General features: G+C 72.3%; 16 protein-coding genes and 1 pseudogene. 7 read left to right on the top strand and 10 right to left on the bottom strand.

Annotated features, from left to right (window positions below):
* Positions 1-471 (bottom strand): hypothetical protein, encoded by a 471-nt coding sequence (locus ACQPZW_RS22320; RefSeq protein ID WP_433796863.1) that lies wholly within the window; start codon positions 469-471, stop codon positions 1-3.
* A 127-nt stretch (positions 472-598) separates the two neighbouring features.
* On the opposite strand from ACQPZW_RS22320, the gene ACQPZW_RS22315 reads away from it, so the two are divergent.
* The 5 genes from ACQPZW_RS22315 to ACQPZW_RS22295 all read left to right on the top strand — a co-directional run bounded on the left by ACQPZW_RS22315 (position 599) and on the right by ACQPZW_RS22295 (position 4,990).
* Complete coding sequence (locus ACQPZW_RS22315; protein ID WP_433796862.1) at positions 599-958, top strand: DUF6223 family protein; 360 nt, start codon at positions 599-601, stop codon at positions 956-958.
* 198 nt (positions 959-1,156) lie between these two features.
* Positions 1,157-2,155, top strand: coding sequence for an RNA polymerase subunit sigma-70 (locus tag ACQPZW_RS22310; RefSeq protein ID WP_433796861.1), 999 nt, complete (start codon positions 1,157-1,159; stop codon positions 2,153-2,155).
* Positions 2,152-2,568: a DUF6069 family protein gene (locus tag ACQPZW_RS22305; protein WP_433796860.1), complete on the top strand. Its 417-nt coding sequence runs from the start codon at positions 2,152-2,154 to the stop codon at positions 2,566-2,568. The genes ACQPZW_RS22310 and ACQPZW_RS22305 overlap by 4 nt, the downstream gene beginning before the upstream one ends.
* Positions 2,569-2,708: 140 nt before the next feature.
* Entirely contained in the window at positions 2,709-3,476 is a 768-nt protein-coding gene (locus ACQPZW_RS22300) for a hypothetical protein (RefSeq protein WP_433796859.1), read from the top strand.
* Between the two features lie 26 nt (positions 3,477-3,502).
* On the top strand, positions 3,503-4,990 hold the full coding sequence (locus tag ACQPZW_RS22295) for a hypothetical protein (RefSeq protein WP_433796858.1): 1,488 nt from the start codon (positions 3,503-3,505) through the stop codon (positions 4,988-4,990).
* 81 nt (positions 4,991-5,071) lie between these two features.
* Here ACQPZW_RS22295 and ACQPZW_RS22290 read toward each other — a convergent pair whose 3' ends face one another.
* The 3 genes and pseudogenes from ACQPZW_RS22290 to ACQPZW_RS22280 all read right to left on the bottom strand — a co-directional run bounded on the left by ACQPZW_RS22290 (position 5,072) and on the right by ACQPZW_RS22280 (position 7,261).
* Entirely contained in the window at positions 5,072-5,605 is a 534-nt protein-coding gene (locus ACQPZW_RS22290; RefSeq protein ID WP_433796857.1) for a hypothetical protein, read from the bottom strand.
* A gap of 246 nt (positions 5,606-5,851) precedes the next feature.
* Positions 5,852-5,929: pseudogene (locus ACQPZW_RS22285) on the bottom strand (hypothetical protein); the annotation flags it as partial.
* 93 nt (positions 5,930-6,022) lie between these two features.
* Complete coding sequence (locus ACQPZW_RS22280; protein WP_433796856.1) at positions 6,023-7,261, bottom strand: MFS transporter; 1,239 nt, start codon at positions 7,259-7,261, stop codon at positions 6,023-6,025.
* Positions 7,262-7,286: 25 nt separating this feature from the next.
* Between ACQPZW_RS22280 and ACQPZW_RS22275 the strand changes: the two genes are divergently transcribed.
* A complete protein-coding gene (locus tag ACQPZW_RS22275) occupies positions 7,287-8,174 on the top strand; it encodes a winged helix-turn-helix transcriptional regulator (RefSeq protein WP_433796855.1) in 888 nt (295 codons plus the stop codon).
* 81 nt (positions 8,175-8,255) lie between these two features.
* Here the strand turns inward: ACQPZW_RS22275 and ACQPZW_RS22270 are convergent, their stop codons facing one another.
* The 5 genes from ACQPZW_RS22270 to ACQPZW_RS22250 form a co-directional block, all read right to left on the bottom strand.
* On the bottom strand, positions 8,256-9,245 hold the full coding sequence (locus ACQPZW_RS22270; RefSeq protein ID WP_433796854.1) for a collagen-like triple helix repeat-containing protein: 990 nt from the start codon (positions 9,243-9,245) through the stop codon (positions 8,256-8,258).
* Between the two features lie 541 nt (positions 9,246-9,786).
* Positions 9,787-10,719 carry an EAL domain-containing protein gene (locus ACQPZW_RS22265; RefSeq protein ID WP_433797594.1) on the bottom strand — a complete coding sequence of 311 codons (933 nt, stop codon included), beginning with the start codon at positions 10,717-10,719 and terminating at the stop codon, positions 9,787-9,789.
* A 350-nt stretch (positions 10,720-11,069) separates the two neighbouring features.
* Positions 11,070-11,684 (bottom strand): PAS domain-containing protein, encoded by a 615-nt coding sequence (locus tag ACQPZW_RS22260; protein WP_433796853.1) that lies wholly within the window; start codon positions 11,682-11,684, stop codon positions 11,070-11,072.
* The gene (locus ACQPZW_RS22255; protein WP_433796852.1) at positions 11,671-12,294 is read right to left on the bottom strand and encodes an RNA polymerase sigma factor; all 624 of its coding nucleotides are present in this window, start codon (positions 12,292-12,294) and stop codon (positions 11,671-11,673) included. The genes ACQPZW_RS22260 and ACQPZW_RS22255 overlap by 14 nt, the downstream gene beginning before the upstream one ends.
* The gene (locus tag ACQPZW_RS22250) at positions 12,291-12,584 is read right to left on the bottom strand and encodes a hypothetical protein (protein WP_433796851.1); all 294 of its coding nucleotides are present in this window, start codon (positions 12,582-12,584) and stop codon (positions 12,291-12,293) included. The genes ACQPZW_RS22255 and ACQPZW_RS22250 overlap by 4 nt, the downstream gene beginning before the upstream one ends.
* A gap of 313 nt (positions 12,585-12,897) precedes the next feature.
* Between ACQPZW_RS22250 and ACQPZW_RS22245 the strand changes: the two genes are divergently transcribed.
* A complete protein-coding gene (locus ACQPZW_RS22245) occupies positions 12,898-15,015 on the top strand; it encodes a diguanylate cyclase domain-containing protein (RefSeq protein ID WP_433796850.1) in 2,118 nt (705 codons plus the stop codon).
* Between the two features lie 82 nt (positions 15,016-15,097).
* Here ACQPZW_RS22245 and ACQPZW_RS22240 read toward each other — a convergent pair whose 3' ends face one another.
* The gene (locus tag ACQPZW_RS22240) at positions 15,098-17,590 is read right to left on the bottom strand and encodes an MGH1-like glycoside hydrolase domain-containing protein (RefSeq protein WP_433796849.1); all 2,493 of its coding nucleotides are present in this window, start codon (positions 17,588-17,590) and stop codon (positions 15,098-15,100) included.
* Between the last annotated feature and the right edge of the window lie 86 nt (positions 17,591-17,676).

Genomic DNA, 17,676 nt, shown 5'->3' with positions numbered 1-17,676 from the left:
CTACGGCCGATAGGGCGGGGGCGGATCGGTCGGCGGCTGATCCGACGGCGGCGGATAGGACGGACCCGACGGCGGCTGCTGATAGGGCTGGCCCGGCGGCGGGTAGGACGGACCCGACGGCGGCTGCTGGTACGGCTGGCCCGTGGGCGGCTGCTGGTACGGCGGCGGGTACTGCTGGTCCGTCGGCGGCTGCTGGTACGGCGGCGGCGGATACTCGCCGTACGGCTGGTTGACGCCCGGCTGGGGCGGCTGGCCGGGCGGCGGGTAGTAGCCCTGCGGCGGCGGATACGGGTACTGACCCTGACCCTTGGCCGCCGTACGGGCGCGCACCGACCGCACCGCCATCACGACAGCACCCACGATCGCGCCGACGACGAGCAGGCAGCACAGGATCCTGCCCACGACGAAGCCGATGTTGTACGACACGCTGTTACCGGAACTCGCGGCAAGAACGATGGACTGCGATATCACGCCCAGGACCCTACAGGGCTCGTCTCGCCGCTACCGCCCGCGTCGTACCCGGCCGGTCCCCTACCCCGCCCGCGGTAGCCGGCATGTCCACGTCAGCACGATTCCCGGACGCCGGTGAGCTGGTCGGATGGAGGCAGCCGATTCGGGCGACGAGGGGGAGATCATGATCGAGATGGTGCATCTGGCCGGGTCCGCCGACGTCGGGGCCGCCCTGACCGCCGATCGGGCGGTGGCCACCGCGGCCGCGGTCGTGGCACTGGCCGGGGTGGTCGCGGGCGGGTGGGCGCTGGCGCGTGCCCGCGGTGGCATGGTGGCGCTGGTGACGGGGGCGATCGGCACGGCCGCCGGAGTCTGGGTGCTGGCCACCGCCGACGGCGGCCCCGGCACCGGCAACGGCGTGGTCGGAGGTGCGGCGGGCGTGCTGTTCGGCCTGGTCGCCGTGGTGCTCGGCGTCCTTGCGACGGCCCGGTCCCGCCGTCGCGTCTGACCGTGCGTGGCACCCCGCCGCGATGGGCCGACGCCGCCGGCCCATCGCCCGCGGTCGCGCCCCCATGTCCGGTCGTGCATGACGCCCCACCGCTGACGGCGCGTGCCGGGGAAGGGGTGCCGTCCCCGCGGTGATGAGTTCCCGTCCCCGTCCCCGTCATACATACGACAGGGTTCGCTGAGGCGGAAGGATGACGTCATGGGTACGTACATGCGGGTGGAGGATCGGGACGTGAGTGGTCTGGGCGAGGTCGACGAGCCGGCGTTCTCCGGGCTGGCCGAACGGCACCGCCGGGAGCTGCACGTGCACTGCTACCGGATGCTCGGGTCGTTCGAGGACGCCGAGGACGCCGTGCAGGAGACGTTCCTGCGGGCCTGGCGGCGGCGGGAGACGTTCGAGGGGCGGTCGACGTTCCGGGCGTGGCTCTACCGGATCGCCACGAACGCCTGCCTCGACCGGCTCGCCAAGTCCCGCCCCGAGCCGGCCGCCGGTGGCGAGGTGCGGTGGCTGCAGCCGTACCCGGACCGGCTCCTCGACGAGCTGCCCGCGGCCGGCGCGGACGAGCCGGAGAGCGTCGCCGTCGCACGGGAGACGATCGAGCTGGCCTACCTGGTCGCGGTGCAGCATCTCGCGCCCCGGCCGCGGGCCGTGCTGATCCTGCGTGACGTGCTCGACTGGCCGGCCAAGGACGTCGCCGAGCTGCTCGGCGACTCGGTCAACTCGGTCAACTCGGCGCTGCAGCGGGCCCGGGCCGGGATGCGCGAGCACCTGCCGGCCGAACGGCAGGACTGGACCGGCGCCGAGGAGGACCCGGAGACGCGGGAGCTTGTCCGCCGGTTCACCGAGGCCAGCGAGGCCGCCGACATCCCGGCGCTCACCGCGATGCTGCGCGACGACGTCCGCTCCTCGATGCCGCCGACCCCGGGTCTGCACCTCGGCCGGGACTCGGTGCTGGCCAACTGGATCGAGGACGGGTTCGCCGAGATCACGGGCCTGCGGGGCGTCCCCACCTCGATGAACCGGCAACCCGCGGTCGCCTTCTACCACTGGCGAGCGGACGAGGGCGCGTACCTGCCGTTGACCATCGACGTCCTGCGGATCAGCGGCGGCGTGATCACCGAGGTCACCATCTTCCACGCCGACCGGTTCGAGGGCCTCGGCCTGCCGGAGCGCCTGACCGCGGACGGTGCGGCATGACCGCCCAGAAGGCCGGCACCCGGCCGCTGGGGCTCGTCCGCACCGGGCTGATCGCGGTCCTCGCCGCGGTGGCGGCCACCACCCTCGCCGCCGGGATCGCGATGGCCGCCGGCGTCGACTTCGAGATCCCGGACGGTGGCGAGTCGATCCCGCTACCCGGGTTCGCCGTGGTGACCGGCTTCTTCTCGGCCGTGGGCGTCGTCATCGCGGCGGCTCTGCGACGGTGGAGCGCGCGGCCCGCCGAACGGTTCGTGGTCACGGCGGTGGCGCTGACCGGGCTGTCGCTGGTGCCGCCGGTCGTCTCCGGGGCGGACACGGCCACCATCGCCGTCCTGATCGGGCTGCACATCGTACCCGCGGCGGTGATGATCTTCGCTCTGACGCGGAGTCTGCGGGCCTCGTCAGAGGTGTAGCAGCGTCTCGTAGAACCTCGGCGAACCGGGCACGTCGCTGCGCGTAGTGGTCGACGTGGCCGGGCCGGGGCTCGTAGGTCGCCCCGGTGGCCCGCCGCGCCCGGTAGCTCGCCGGCCGGGGCGCTTCCTAGGGTGTACGCATGGACGGGTCCGGATGGGTGTCACTGCGACCGGACGGGTCGTTCGTCCCGCAACTGCTCGCGGCGTCGCGGGACCGCCGTGGCCTGGACTGTGCGGGCGCCGACGTCGACGCCGCCGACCTGCGCGCGGCGTGCCTGGCCGTCGGCGAGGCCGATCCGTTCGGGCTCCGGCTGGCCGGGGCGACGGTCACCGGCGGGCTCGACCTCCGCACGTGTGCCGTGCCGGTTCCCCTCCGCTTCGAGTCCTGCGCGTTCACCGACCCGGTCAACGTGCAGGGCGCCGAGCTGCACGAGCTGGTGATCAGCGGCGACCCCGCCGCGAGCCGGCCGGCCACGCTGCCCGGGCTGGTCGCCATCGGCGTCCGGATCGACCGTGATCTGGTCCTGTCCGGCATGGTGTTCACCGGCGACGTCGCGACCGGAGACGCACGCGGCCGGTCGGCGAGCATCTGGCTCACCGAGGCCGACATCGGCGGCAGCGTCGTCGCGGCCGGCACGCGGATCCTGCCGGCGACCGGTCGCGCCCTGCATGCCGAACGGGTCCGGGTGGCCGGAAACCTTCGGCTGACCAGGGGCTTCCATGCCACCGGAGAGCTGCGCCTGCTGGCGATGCGGCTCGGCGGCTCGCTCGACGTGATGGACGCGCGGTTCACCCCGGCCGACGGGCGCGCGCTGGACCTGGCCGAGGCCACCATCGGTGGCAGCGTCTTCCTGCTGGACTCGGTACGCACCGGGGGCGCTGCCGCGTCCAGGGCCGGATCGAGCTGAGCCACACGACCGTCCAGGGCGCGCTCGTGATCCGCAACGCGGACCTGACCGCCCCACCGGCCGGCACCGGCGTGCGCTCGTACGCCGTGGCCGCGTACAGCGAGCGGGCCGTCCTGCTGGCGCCACGGCTCACCGTGCACGGGACGTTGCGCATCGAGGGCGACACGGTGGTACGCGGTGCCCTGTTGCTGCCCGGAGCACAGCTCGACGGCGGGGTCCACCTGGCCGGGGCGCTGTGGAACCCGCACGACACGGCGGTCGACCTGAGCCAGGCCAGGCTCGGTGGCGGCCTCGACGCGGGTGACGTCTCCGTCGAGGGCACCGTGCTGCTCGACAGCGCCCGTGTGGACGGCCCGGTCCGTCTGGACCGGACGTCGTTCGCCAAGCCACACGACCGGCGCTGTCTGTCGGCCGTCAATCTCACCGTGACCGGCGATGTGCAGCTTCGTGGGCTCGCCGCTCTCGCCGGTGCGCTCGCCTTCCGCGGCGCCTCGATCACCGGGGTCTTCGACGCTCAGGACGCCTTCGTGGTCAACCCGGGCGGCCCGACCGTCAGCCTGCACATGGCGCAGGTGACCGGCAACGTACGCCTGTGCGGCCGGTTCCGCTCGATCGGGCGGGTCGTGCTGAACCGGGCCGTCATCGGCGGCCGGCTGCGGGCCGACGGCGCCACCCTCACGTGGTCCGAGGGCACCGAGCCGCCGCAGGGCCGCGGCACCGCGATCGACGCGGGCTCCGCCGTCATCCGCGGTGGGGTGAACCTGGGCTGGCAGGTCACCTCCGGCGGGGTCGACTTCACCGGCGCGTCCACCGCCTACCTCGCCGACCGGCCGGACGGGGACTGGCCCGCGGACTCCTACCTGGGCGGTTTCGCCTACGAACGGTTCGAGGCGGTCGAATGGCACGGCGAGGCGGTGTGGGACGCCGACGCCCGGATCGCCTGGCTGGACCGGATGACGCGGTACGACCCGCGGGCCTGGGAGCGTCTCGCGGCGGTCCTGCGCACGGCCGGTGACGTCGACGGCGCGGACACCGTGCTGGTGGCTCAGCGCCGGCGGGCCCGCCGGCTACGGACGGGCCGGCGGCGGCTCTTCGACGTGCTGCAGGACGTCACGGTGCGCTACGGGTTCCGGCCGCAGCGGGCGCTCTACCTGCTGGTGGCGCTGATCGCCGCGGTCACCGCCGGGCTGAGCCTGCCCGCGGTGCAGGCGCAGATGCGGGCCACCGACCAGAACGCGCTTGTCTTCACCACGGCCGGGGCACGGCCGCTGCCGGACGAGCACGATCCGCCCGGCGACTGTGGGAACGGCAAGGTCCGCTGCCTGAGCCCGTTCTTCTACGCCGTCGACACCGTGGTTCCGCTGATCGACCTGCACCAGCGGTCCACCTGGTATCCGGTATCGGAACGCGACGGCGTACTCCTCGAATGGCTGTTGAATCTCTGCACCATCCTCGGCTGGATCGCCTCGACCGTCTTCGCGGTGTCCTTCACCCGGCTCGGCCGCTCGTCCTGAGCATCGCGGAGGGCCGGCTCTCGACGCCGGCCCCGGCGGCCGGTCCCCCGGAGTTCACCACCTCGGCGCGATCCACCGGCTTCACTGTCGAGGGCTCACGCCCTTGACCGCGGCGGCTCTCGGCAGTTCCAGCACCTCCCGCACCTGGGCGGTCAGGGAGCTGGTCACCGGCACCTCGCTCGCGGCGGCGAGATAGTCGGCGAGGGTGCCGGCCTCGGCGACACGCTGGTAGGCGGCCGCGCGCTGCCGGAGGTGCTCGTCCAGGGCGGTGATGACGGGCTGGACCTCGGCCGGCCAGCGGTTCTTCCGGAGGCCCTCGGAGAAGGCGACGGTGGCCTCGGCCACGCCGGCCGCCAGCTTGCGGTGCTTGGCCAGGTTCGCGGTGGTCGGTGCGGGGGCGCCCATCCACTTGTCCCGGGCGGTGTTGGAGGCGGCGCTGAGTCTCTCGTACGTCTTGCCGGCCTTCTTCATCGTCATGGCCGGCTCGGCCGGTTCCGACGCGGCCGGAACGGAGCTCGCGGACGGCGGCGCCGGATCGGCGGCGGAGGCGCAGCCGGTGAGACCCGTCAGGGACATGGTCAGAGCGACGGCGAGGACGACAGGGGAGCTCTTCACGGAACGGCGGGCCTTTCGACTTCTCGGGAACTCGGCCGCGCCACCATCGGCAGCGTGCCGCCCGTCTGAAGGAAAGCTGCACCGATAGCGTCCGGCAGCATGGCGACGACCGGCAGGACCGTGTCGAAACCCGCGGTCAGGCGGGTCTTCGTCAGCGCAAAGGCGATCCCGCGCTCCGGGGCCGCGCAGCACGTGCCGCAGGGTCGCCGTGCCTTTGCCGTGCGCGCCGAACCCGGGCCGGACCTCGATGATCGGGCTGTCGTAGCCGAGGTGGCCGCGGGCGACGAGCAGATGCGCGAGCGTCGCGGTGACGTTCTTGCCGATGGAGAGACCGAAGACGGGGGTACGGGAGGTGATCGGATCGCATCCTGCAGCTCGGTCCTCGCCATCCTCCCTTCCTACCCGCCAACCGCGAGATCACCCGGCGGCCGCGGCGGGTTGCGGGGCGGGGTCGAGCGGCAGGTCCCGCATCCGGCGGATCGGCGTCGACAGGTAGATGATCGGCGACAGGACGGTCAGGGCGCCGAAGAGCAACAGGGTGGTACGCGCGCCGAGCGGCCCCGCCAGCACGCCGGCCAGCAGTCCACCGAGCGGGATCGCGCCCCAGGACACGAACTTCACCGTGGCGATGACCCTGGACAGCAGCTCCGGCGGGCTGGCCAGCATGCGGTAGGTGCGGGTGGTCACGCTGAGCACGACCGTGGAGCCGGCGAAGACCAGGTTGCCGACGGCGAACGCCACGTAGCCGACGACACCGGTGCCCAGCGGGATGATCATCGCTCCGGCCACGCCGACGACCGCCGCCATGATCAGGCCACGGGCGGTGCCGACCCGGTCGGTGAAGCGGGTGGTCAGGGCGGCGCCGATCAGGGTGCCGAGGCCGTCGGCGGCGAGCAGCACACCGACCAGCAGCGGCGACGCGTGCAGTTCGCGGACCAGGTAGAACGGGAAGAGGGCGAGCATCGCGCCGCACACGAAGTTGGTGGCGGTGGCGTCCCACATGGCCGGGCCGATGATCGGATGGCGTAGGACGTACCGCCAGCCGTCCTTGATCAGGGTGACCATCGGCGGGCGTCGCGCCGCCCGCTCGACCCTGCGCTCCGGAAGCGTCCGCAGCAGGATCGCCGAGATCAGATAGCTGACCGCGTCGACGAGCAGGGTGGGCACCGCGCCCAGCAGCTGCACCGCGAGGCCGCCGAGTGACGGCCCGCCGAGTTGGGTGACCGCGTGGGTGCCGGAGTTGAGGCTGTTACGGGCCTGGAGCTGGTCGGGCGGCACGATCTCCGGCAGGAACGTCTGGTTGGCCACGTCGAAGAGCACGTTGCCGAAGCTCACCACGAGCGCGACCACGACGAGCTGCGCGACCGTGAGGACGCCGAGCCACCAGGCGACCGGCACCGAGACGATGGCGGCGCACCGGAGCAGGTCGAGGGCGACCTGCATGCCGCGCAGCGGCACACGCTGCACGATCACCCCGGCCGGAAGGCTGATCAGCAGGTACGCGAGATAGCCGGCCGCCGTGATCAGGCCCATCTCGAAGGCCGTCGCGTCGAGGACGACCAGCGCGGTCAGCGGCAGCGCCACCCCGCCGACCGCGGAGCCGAGGTGACTGGTCGCGCCGGCGGTCCACCAGCGCCAGAACGGAGTTAGTTTCATAATGGAACTGACTATAGTGATGGGCGTGAGAAGAGTCGACCCCGCCGACGCCGACTGCGGCATCACCCAGTCCCTCGGCGTCCTGACCGACTGGTGGACCTTCCTGATCGTTCGCGACATCGCCGGCGGCGTGACCCGCTTCGACGGCCTGCAACGCGGACTCGGCATGAGCCGCCGGGCCCTCGCCGAGCGCCTCGCCGCCCTGACCGGGCACGGCGTCCTGAAACGACGCCGCTACACCGACCGGCCCCCGCGCTACGACTACCTGCTCACCGCCAAGGGTGAGGGCCTGCTCCCGGTCCTGATCGCCCTCCAGGAATGGGGCGACCGGCACGTCCTGGGCGACGGCTCCCTCACCGCCACGGCGGCCGCCGACTCGGCCGAGGCCCGCCGTGCGCACGCGCTGGTCGGCCGCCGGATCCCCGAGCTGACGCTGCCACGCCACGACGGCGTCCCGGTGCCACCTGCCGCGGTGGGCGCATGGACGGTCCTCTACTGCTTCCCCGGCGCCTTCGTGCCCGGGGCCCAGGGCCTCCCGCCACAGTGGTCCGACATCCCCGGCGCTCCCGGCTGCACCCTCGAATCCGCGACGTACGCCGCCCGGGCCGCCGATTTCACCGCGGCCGGCGCTCACATCCAGGGGGTGAGCACGCAGCGGCCGGATCAACTCGCCGCTTTCGCCGCGCACGCCGGGCTGCCGTTCCCGCTGCTGTCCGACACCGACGGCCGCCTGACGTCGGCGCTGCTGCTGCCCACGTTCCGGGCGGGCGGCACCGACCGTCTCAAACGGCTCACGCTGCTGCTGGACCCGGGCGCGACGATCCGTGCCGTCCAGTTCCCGGTGACCGACCCGGCCGGCTCGGTCACCGAGATGCTGCACCTGGTCCGCGAGCGCGTCGCCCCCGCGGCGTGACCGCGTCTCCCCCAGCGACCGCATCCCCCAAGGCGACCGCGTCTCCTCCGCGGCGCGACCGTGCCGGGACCGCGGCGGTGGTCAGAGGGTCGGGAAGACCACGCTGAAGAACAGGGTCAGCGCGATCGCCCAGATCAGCGAGCCGACCAGTGCGGTCACCCAGGGCTGGCGGCTCTTGACCAGCAGGAACGGGGCGTGGACGAGGAATGCCACGACCTGACCCGGCGTGCCGGTCTCGCGGATGACCCGCAGCAGCGCGTCGGAGACGGTGTCCAGGTGGGTGGCCTGCAGCCGTGCCTCCATACGCTGGGCGACCAGGCCGTAGTAGCCGAACACCGCCGGGAAGATCCAAAACGGGGAGACGCGTACCAACTGGGTCTCGGACAGGCTGTCGAACAACACCGTGTAGATCACCGCGGCGGCGCCCAGGCCCAGCACGATCAGGCCGGCATACGACGCTCGCAGCACCCGGCCGGCCGGAGTCCGCGACACGGGAACCGCGGCCGCGGCTGTGGGAGCGGGGACGGTCGGCTGGCGCGGGTGGCCGCACTGCGGGCAGGCGGTCGCCGCGACCGAGATCGTCCGCCCGCAGGCCCCGCAAGCGGTGAAGGCCGGACCGGCAGAGCCCGCGGTGACGGCGGGACCGGCGGAGCCGGCGGCAGGGACCGGACCGGCTGAGCCGGTGGCGACGGCCGGACCGGCAGAGCCGGCGGCAGGGACCGGACCGGCAGAGCCGGTGGTGACGGCGGAAGAGCCGGCGGTGACGGCGGGTGGGGTCTCACGGCGGCCCCGGCCGGTCGTCAGGACCACGATGCCGCCGAGGATTCCGGCCGCGCCGGCGGCCAACAGCATGGTGCGGTTGTACGCGGCGTCGTCGATGCGCCGCTGGGTGCTCTCGGCGTAGTCGGTGAAGCTCTCCCGTTCGGCCGGATCGGGTGCGGCGGCGGCCTGTCGCAGCTGCCAGGCCCGTACCTCGGACTCGCGGTCGGCGTCCCTCCAAGCGGTGACGCCGAGCAGCAGCAGCGGAACGGCCAGCACGAACAGCAGGATCCCGGAGGCACGGCGTGTCATTCGTTCCCCTCAGGTAGCAGGTAGCAGGTAGCAGGTAGCACGGGTGGCGCGAGATCAGGCGGACGGCCTGCCGGTGGAGAGCCGGTAGGCGAGCGGGCCGACTTCTCCTGCCCGGCGACCTCGGTGAACGTGACCGGCCGGGGCCGGCCGTTCCGGTGACGCCCCCGCCCGGTCAGGGCGGTCACGAGCGACGCGGCCGCGCCCACGAACAGGACCGCCGCCATGGCGAAGTGCCCACGTGATCAGCGCGAGGATTCGGGCGTCGAGGTGACGGAGCCACTGAATGAGCGGGCCGAAGCCGGCAGCCTTCCGGACACGGAGGCGAACCACCACTGCCACGCGCGCCCCCGTCGATGACGATGTTGCGGTCAGCATAGAATGCCGTCGCCAAGGGACTCGGGACGTGACGGGACCACTGTCCCCAGCGGAGGCCGGTCCTCGTGGTCGCGGGCGCCGCCGCGCTGCCCACGACGGCTGAGGTCTGCCGTTCCGGCTCGCGGGATGGACCGGAGCACACGCGCTCGACGTGTGCTCCGGTCGCTCAGCCCATGGCGGTCCGGGAGTCCGGTAGCCACAGTTCCAGCTCGATGCTGTTCTCCCTGGGCTCCAGGCTTGCCGCGAACGGGACGGGCCGGCCCGTCCGGTAGCCCTGGGCGAAGTCGACTCCGTACGCCCGCAGCAGTTCGATGGTCTCGTCGTCGGGGACGCATTCGGCGGCCACCCGTATCCCGAGCAGGTGGCACAGCTCCACGAGTTTGGAGACGAGCGCCTGGTCCGGGGGTGACCGGCGGAGGTCGGTGACGAAGACGCCATCGATCTTGACGAGGTCCACCGGGAGGTGTTTGAGGTAGGCGAGGGCGGCGTACCCGGTCCCGAAGTCGTCGAGTGCGAGCCCGCAGCCGATCTCGCGGATGCCCGTGGCGAAGGCCAGCGCCTCGGTGCGGTTCTCGATCAGCGCGGTCTCGGTGATCTCGAACGTCAGGCATTCCGGATCCACCCGGTGACGGCGGATCGCGTCGGTCACGAAGGGGAGCAGTCCGGGGTCGGCGAGTGACTTCCCGGAGAGGTTGATCTGGTAGTGCGATGTCTGCGCGCCCTGGCCGATCAGTTCGAGGGCGTGGTCGACGACCCACCGGTCGACGGCGAGGATCTCGCCGACCCGTTCGGCCACGTCGAGGAACGCCCAGGGGGCGACCGGGTCACCGGCGGTGCCGCGGACCCGCAGCAGGATCTCGTGGCGGGTGATCCGGTTCAGGGCGAGGTCGACGATCGGCTGGGCGTAGAGCGCGAAACGGTCGGCCGCGACCGCGCGCCGGATCCGGGAACGGCAGCGGGCCGTACGGTCGTGGCTCGATGCCGGCCGATCGAGGACGTTCACCGCTCCGCACCCGCGGCGTGCTTCGCGGGCGGCGTCCTCGGCGTCGATGAGCAGGTCGAACCCGGTGGCGGTGGCGTCGGGCCCGAAGCGGACCATGCCCGCCCACGCGCTGAGGCGCACGGTCTTCTGCCGGACGGTGAACAGGTGTCGCCGGAGCCGGTCGACGACCCGGGGTGCCAGCGTGTCGGCGGCTGCCGTGCCGTGCTCCGCGGCGGTGACGAGCAGGCCCCACAGCCCGGGACCGACGACGCCGCAGGGCAGGCCCGGGCTGACGGCGTCGCGCAGGAGTGCGGCGATGTCGGCGGTGAGCCGCTCGTGGTCGTCGTCGGTGAGGGCGGTCGACAGACGGGTGGCCGATTCGGTCGCCACGACCACGAGCACGCCGTCACCGGTGCGCCGGGCCCGGTCGACCTGGTCGATGAAGTAGTCGCGGGTCGGCAGGCCGGTCACGAGGTCCGTGGCGGCCGGGTCGGCGCGCAGCATCTCGTTGCGGGTGGCGAGCCGGTGCCGTTCCCGGTGGGCGAGCTCTCGCGCGGTGACGTCCTCGCCGGTGGCGGCCATGCCGGACGGGCGCCCGGCGGTGGTGAGGATCTCGATGTCGCAGCGCACGTAACGGACGGCGCCCCCGGATCGACCACGCGGAAGGTGATCTCGCCGGGGCGGCGGCGACGCCACGCGGTCTCCACGGCGGAGCGGACGGTTGCCCGGTCGGCGGGGTGAACCAGCTCGGTGAGCACCTCCACCGTGGTGTTGTGCAGCATCGCCGGGGCGCATCCGAGGATCATGGCCATCTCGTCCGAGCACACCGGCAGCCCGGCGTCTCCGGTCCACGTGATGGTGCCCCGCTTCGCGAGCTGGGCGGCCCGGGCGATCCGGGTGACCTCGTCGGCCTCGGCGGTGAGTGGGTCGACCGGGTCGGTGTCGACGAGGATCTCGTAGCCGCCGTCGAGGGCGCGGTCGTAGGCACTCTGCACGGTCCGCGCCAGTCGCCGGGCGCGGGCCAGCTCCAGCGGGCTCGGCCGGTGGGTGGCGGCCATCTCGAGGATGTCATCGAGGTCCATGGGCACCTCCCGGGCGCCGGTGGCGGCCGGAGCGGGCGAAGCCGTCGGCCTCGGCGAGCTGGCGCAACCGGCTGCGGGCCGCGGCCTTGTAGCTGCGGACGCTGACGTCGGCCACGCCGAGGATGCGGGCGATGTCGTCGTTGGAGTAGCCGTCGCAGGACATCTGGAACACCTCGGCGTGCCGCGGCGGGAGCTGGTGCAGCCAGCCCCGCAGCAGCTCCTGGGCCTCCCAGGCGTCGCCGGGGTCGGGCTGTGCGACCTGCGGCAGGTGCTCGGGGGTCAGAGCCGCGTGGCGCTGACGCCGGGCCTGCTCCTTCAGGATCTTGTTCCGGGCCACGAGGATGATCCAGCCGGCGGGCCGGATGTACTCGCGGATCTTCGGCCACTGCGCCCGGCCGTGCAGGTACGCCTCGTGCAGGGCGTCCTCGACGAGTCCGCGGTCGTAGCACCAGGAGCGCAGTGACTTCTCCACTCCGGGGTAGCTGTCCTCGGTGAAAACGCGGAACTCCTCGTCGTGCGTCGTCTTGAGGCGGGCGGCCTCGATCCGCCCGGCCTCCTGCTGGTCGTCGGGATCCGGGGTCCGGGCCGCGGTGCCGTCCAGGATGCTCACGCCGCCTCCTCACGGTCGTGGCCGGGCATCGGCGCACGGTCGCCGAACTCGACCTCGCGGTGCCCGTCCCGGTCCCGCTCCACGATGCGCACGACGCCGCGGTGCCGTTCGGCGAGCCCCATCAGCCCCGTGGCGCGCGCGGCGGCCCGGGCCGAGGCCTCGCGTTCGGCGTGCAGCCGCGTCCGGTGGGCGATGTAGGCCCGGAGCAGTCCGGCCAGCGCCCCCGCCGCCGCCAGGACGATGATCATCGCTCCGTAGTCGGCCGGTGGTCCGGCCATGATCTCGCTCATTGCGTCCCCTGTCAGTTCTGCCTACGCGATAACTGTGTGTGAGGACTGGCGAATGTCGATGGCGGGCCGGACACCAACTTTTCGATGATCGTTGATCAATGGCCCGTGCGGGACTTTTGTCGCAAAGTAATAGCTGGGACACAGAGAGCGAACCCCTTGGTCCCACAACTGTACGAACCATGTCGACTACCCTGCGCTACAGCACGGGCCGCCGTCGCCGCGATGGCTCCCGGTGACGGGGCGTGAAGATCTCCGGCCGATGTCGTGTCGGCTGAATACTCAGGTGGGGCCGGGGGTGACCGATAGCCCGGGCATGGTTGATGCCGGGGCTGTGGGACTGCTGTCGCCGTTCGTCGGTGGAACGTACTACGGCAGTCTGGTCGCCGGTGTCGCGGCCGCGGCCGAGTTCTACGGGCGACGGCTGATCGCGATCCAGACGCTGGACGCGGCGGCCGACGTGACGTTGACCGGCGGAGACCCGGAGTTCGACGACCCGGTCGCGTGGGACCACATCAGCGGGTTCGTCGCCCTGGCCGACGCCGTGCATCCCGCCTATCTGGCCCGGCTGGAGCAGGCCGGCAAGCCGGTCGTGCTGGTCGGGCACACCATCGCGGGGCGCGACCTTCCGGCCGTGCTGTCCGACAACGGCGCCGGGATCCGGGCCGTGGTCACCCACCTGATCCGTGAGCACGGGTGCCGCCGCTTCGCCTTCACCGGGCATCTCGGTGCGAGCGACATCCGGGAGCGCCACGACGCGTACCTGGACGTGCTGGCCTCCCACGGCCTGGAGCCGGGGGTGTTCCTGCCGGCGCACAACAACGTCGAGAGCGGAGTCACCTGGGACGCCGCCGACCTGCTGCGGCACGGCCCGCCGGACGCCCTGATCGCGGCGACCGACCGCAACGCGATCGCCGCGCTGCAGGTGCTCGCGGCAGGCGGGCTGAACTGCCCGGACGACATCCTGGTGACCGGGTTCGACGACATCGACGAGGCGCGTCTGCTGCGGGCCGAGCTGGCCAGCGTGAGCCAGCCGCTGGACGCGATGGGCCGGCGGGCGGTGGATCTGCTGATGCGCATGCTCGACGGGCAGGACGTGCCGTCGGCGCCGCACCTGCTGCCGACCGGTTTCGTGCCGCGCAGCTCGTGCGGGTGCGTCGATTTCGCCGAACGGCTGCCCGAGCCGGGCGCAGACGACGACGGGGTACGGCTCCTGGCCACGCGCCTGGCCGGTGTGGTGCCCGACGGCACGGGCGTACGGGCCGCCGGGCTGACCGCCGACGCGCTGACGGCCGCGTCCGCCGGGGACACCTCCGCGATCGGCGCCGCGGTGGCCGAGTTGCAGACACTGCTGGCCGGCAGCACCGACCCGGACGCGCTGCGGGTGGCGTGCCGGGCGATCCAGGAGTACGCCGCCGAGATGCCCGTCACCGACGCCACGGCCGCCACCCGGGTCGGCGGCGGTGTGCAGGCCATCGTGCTGTCGCTGGGCCGGGACCGGGCCCACGCCCATCTCGGCGACAAGCTGCACCTGCGGTCGCTGATCAGCGTCAACTACACACTGAACCGGGCGCTGCTGCACCGACGCGACGTCGAGCCGCAGGATCCGTCGTGGCTCGGGCTGACGCCGGCGACGGCCGGTTCGATCGCGTTGCGCCGGACCGACGGACGGCTGACACGGACGCGCGGCTGGCGTCGGCGGCCGGGCCCGGTGATCCCGCCCGGGCCGACGACGGCCACGGCGTTCCCGCCGGCCGAGCTGCTGGACGCCGCGGAGCCCGGCGAGACGGTGTTCGTGGTGAAGGCGAAGGTCGGCGACAGCGACCGTGGCTGGCTCGCCCTGGTCGACGCGGTGGAGAACCGGGTCGAGGACGGGCGGGAGATGGTCAACCAGTGCGCCGCGCTGCTGACCATCGCGCTCGACCTGCGGGACCAGCAGCAACGGCTGGAACGGGAGGCGCAGTCGGACCGGCTGACCGGGCTGCCCAACCGGTCGTCGTTCGTGGCATCCCTGGAGGCGGCACTCGCACGCCGGCGCACGGAGGCCCGGCCCGCGGTCGTGCTGTTCCTCGATCTCGACGGGTTCAAGCAGGTCAACGACTCGATGGGCCATCACACCGGTGACCGTCTGCTGGTCTGTGTCGCCGACCGGCTGCGGCACTGCCTGCGCCGTGAGGACGTGGTCGGCCGGTTCGGCGGCGACGAGTTCCTGGTGCTGCTCGACGACCTCTCGGCCGGCGCGGAGCTGGACGACGTGGTCGAGCGGATCACCACGTCCATCGGCTCGCCCTTCAAGCTCGGCGACCACACCGTGCACGTGGGCGTCAGCATCGGCACTGCCGAGTGCGGCCCCACCACGACGGTGGATCAGCTGCTGCAGGAGGCGGACCGCTCGATGTACCGGGCGAAGGGCGCCGGGCGGATCGCGGCGTGAGATGACCTGACTCCACTCGGACGGCGAACCGTGAGCGGACCCGTCGGTGCCGGCACGCCCGGCCGCCGACGGGTCCGCCGGGTCAGCGGCCGACGCTCGGGCGCAGCTGCCACTGCTGGTCGGCGGTGTTGCTGTCGCGGTACTGCTGCACGTTCGCGCTGTCGGCGGTCGACATCGAGTCGACGGCCAGGAGTTTGCCGCTGTGCTTGTTGAGCAGCTTGTAGTTGCCGTCACCGGCGTCCACCGGCAGCCACAGATGGTCGGCGGTGCCGTTGTCGGCGTACTGGACGACCTGGGCGCTGTCGGCGGTGGACATGCCGGCGACGCCGAGGACCTTGCCGCTGTTCAGGTTCTTGATGCGGAACCAGCCGTCACCGTTGTCGACCAGCTCCCAGCGGTGGTCGAGAGTGCCGGTGTCGCTGTACTGCTGGACCGGGGCGCTGTCGGCCGTGGACGCGCCGGCGACGGCGAGCAGCTTCCCACTGTGCCGGTTGAAGACCTTGAAGGTGGGGCGGGTCCACACCTGCAGCTCGCTGAGGCCCCAGCCGACGCCGCCGCCCCGGTTGGGCGCCAGCACCCGCAGCCGGGACGTGGCGATCGGGGCGAACGTGTGCCGGGTCAGCCCGTTGGCGGCCGGTGACGTCCCGCTCGCGACGGTCCGCCACTGCGCGCCGGTCCAGTACTGCAGCTCGTAGCCGGTCGGTACCCGTACTCCCCCGCCGTCGTCGTAGAAGTAGAGCCGCACGTCGTCGACGGTCACCGGGCGACCGAGGTCGATGCCGAGATGGTCGGTGGCGTTCGGTGAGTTGTAGCTGGTCCATCGGGTGTTCTGCGGGACGTCGTCGTCGAAGATGTTGCCGTCGACGGCGCGCCACGCGTTGTCGACGGTGAAGGTGTAGGACGCGAACGGGGTCGTCGAGCCGTTGCCGTGGCGCTGGGGGTTGGCGGCGATGTTCACCCGCTCCCCCGCCGGCGGTGCCAGCGGGCTCCCGACGGCGACGGTCAACGGCGTCAGACCCGGCTGCGCCGCTCGCTGTACGCCGTCGACGAAGATCCGCAGGCCGGCGCCACGGCCGTACCGCGAACCGGTCCTGTCCCAGAGGACCGTGAGGTTGTGGCCGTGGTACGGGGCGTTCTCCAGCAGGAAGTAGTCCCAGTTCGCCGGGGCCAGCGGCTTGACGGTGACGGCGTCGTCGGCGCGCGCGTCGACACCGATCAGGCCGGAGATGACGTTGTCGACATAGGTGGAGTGGTTGTAGTCCTCGCTGTGGCCGGCGCCGTCGTAGATCCACCGGTTCTCGTCCGGGTGGTGCGCCTCGGCCACGTAGGGCACGCCGTTGCGGTACTGCGTGAGCGCGTACTTGCGCAGCAGATCGACGTAGTCGGCGCTGTCGGCGTACTGCTGCGCCGGATAGTCCTGCAACAGGTTCGCCAGACCCGAGAGGACCTGCGAGGTGGCGTACGGCCACGACGGCCCGTTCCAGCGGCAGCAGCCGGCGAGCGCGTCCCGCATGAACTGGGGGCTGCGGCGTTCGGCGGTGGTCGGCCCGTACCCGGAGTAGAAGCCCTGCGGGTCGGTGACCTGCGCCCACGCCACCGACCGGCTCGCGTCCGGCATGTCGAACATCCACGGCACGAAGCCGATGTGCTCGCGGGTGTCGAGTCTGGCCAGTGCCGGGTTCTGATCGCGCATGACGTGGTAGTAGAAGTTGCGCTGCGGGTCCCACAGCCGGTCGTCCATGTTCGTCTTCAGGGCCGCGGCCCGCCCGTGGTAGAGGGCGGCGGTGGCGGTGTCCCCGCGCAGGCCGGCGATGCTCGCGATCGCGCGGGCGTCACCGTACTGGTAGGCGTTGATGCTGGGCCGGTATCCGGCGCCGCCGTGGTAGGGGTCGCTGGACTGGTAGGACGCGGCGGACAGTTCGCTGGCGTCCCAGACCGGCACCTGCCAGTAGAGGCCGAGGGCGGGGTTGTACTGCACGTTCCACCGGTCGTAGAACCGTTGCAGGGCGGACTGCTGCGCGGTGACGAAGGCTCGGTCGCCGTTGGCGAGGTACCGGTTCCACACCGCCGACGCGGCCCAGAAGCTGTACTCGTGACCCCAGTCGGTGGTGTTCGGGTTGACCGACTCCTCGGCCGGCTTGGGTCCCGCCCCGGGGCCGGTCAGCCAGTAGTTGATGTAGTCGTCGAGGTAGCGGCTGTCGCGTACCCACCGGCCCTCGTTGATGTGGTGCCCCGCCGCCGCCGAGATGCCGCCGTAGGGGGCACCGTAGAAGACCGGGTTCAGGAACTCGCTGGAGATCCAGCCGTATTGCGGCCCGGTGTAGACCAGGTGCTCCTTCCAGGTCTTCCAGCGGTAGTAGTAGACGTCCTGGATCTGCCGGTCGGGGACCTCGAGGAACGGGATGTTGGCCCGGTACCAGGCGGGATCGTCGAAGCCGCCGAGGAAGGAGTCCCGGTCGAGGAACGTCGTGCCGGCGCCCACCGCGGGGAGCGGGTCGGGCGGATCGACGGCTGCGGCCGGGCCGGCGGTGAGCACGAGGACGGTGGCGGTGGCCAGCAGTAGTCGTAGACGCATGGGCGGACTCCTCGGGGAACGGGCCGTGCGGCCGGTGGCAGCCGCACGGAATCCGTTAGGAATCAAACCTAATAAATACGTCAGAC

Source organism: Actinoplanes sp. CA-252034 (assembly GCF_050956125.1).
Taxonomy (GTDB): Bacteria; Actinomycetota; Actinomycetes; order Mycobacteriales; family Micromonosporaceae; genus Actinoplanes.
This window is presented reverse-complemented; position numbering and strand designations above follow the sequence as displayed.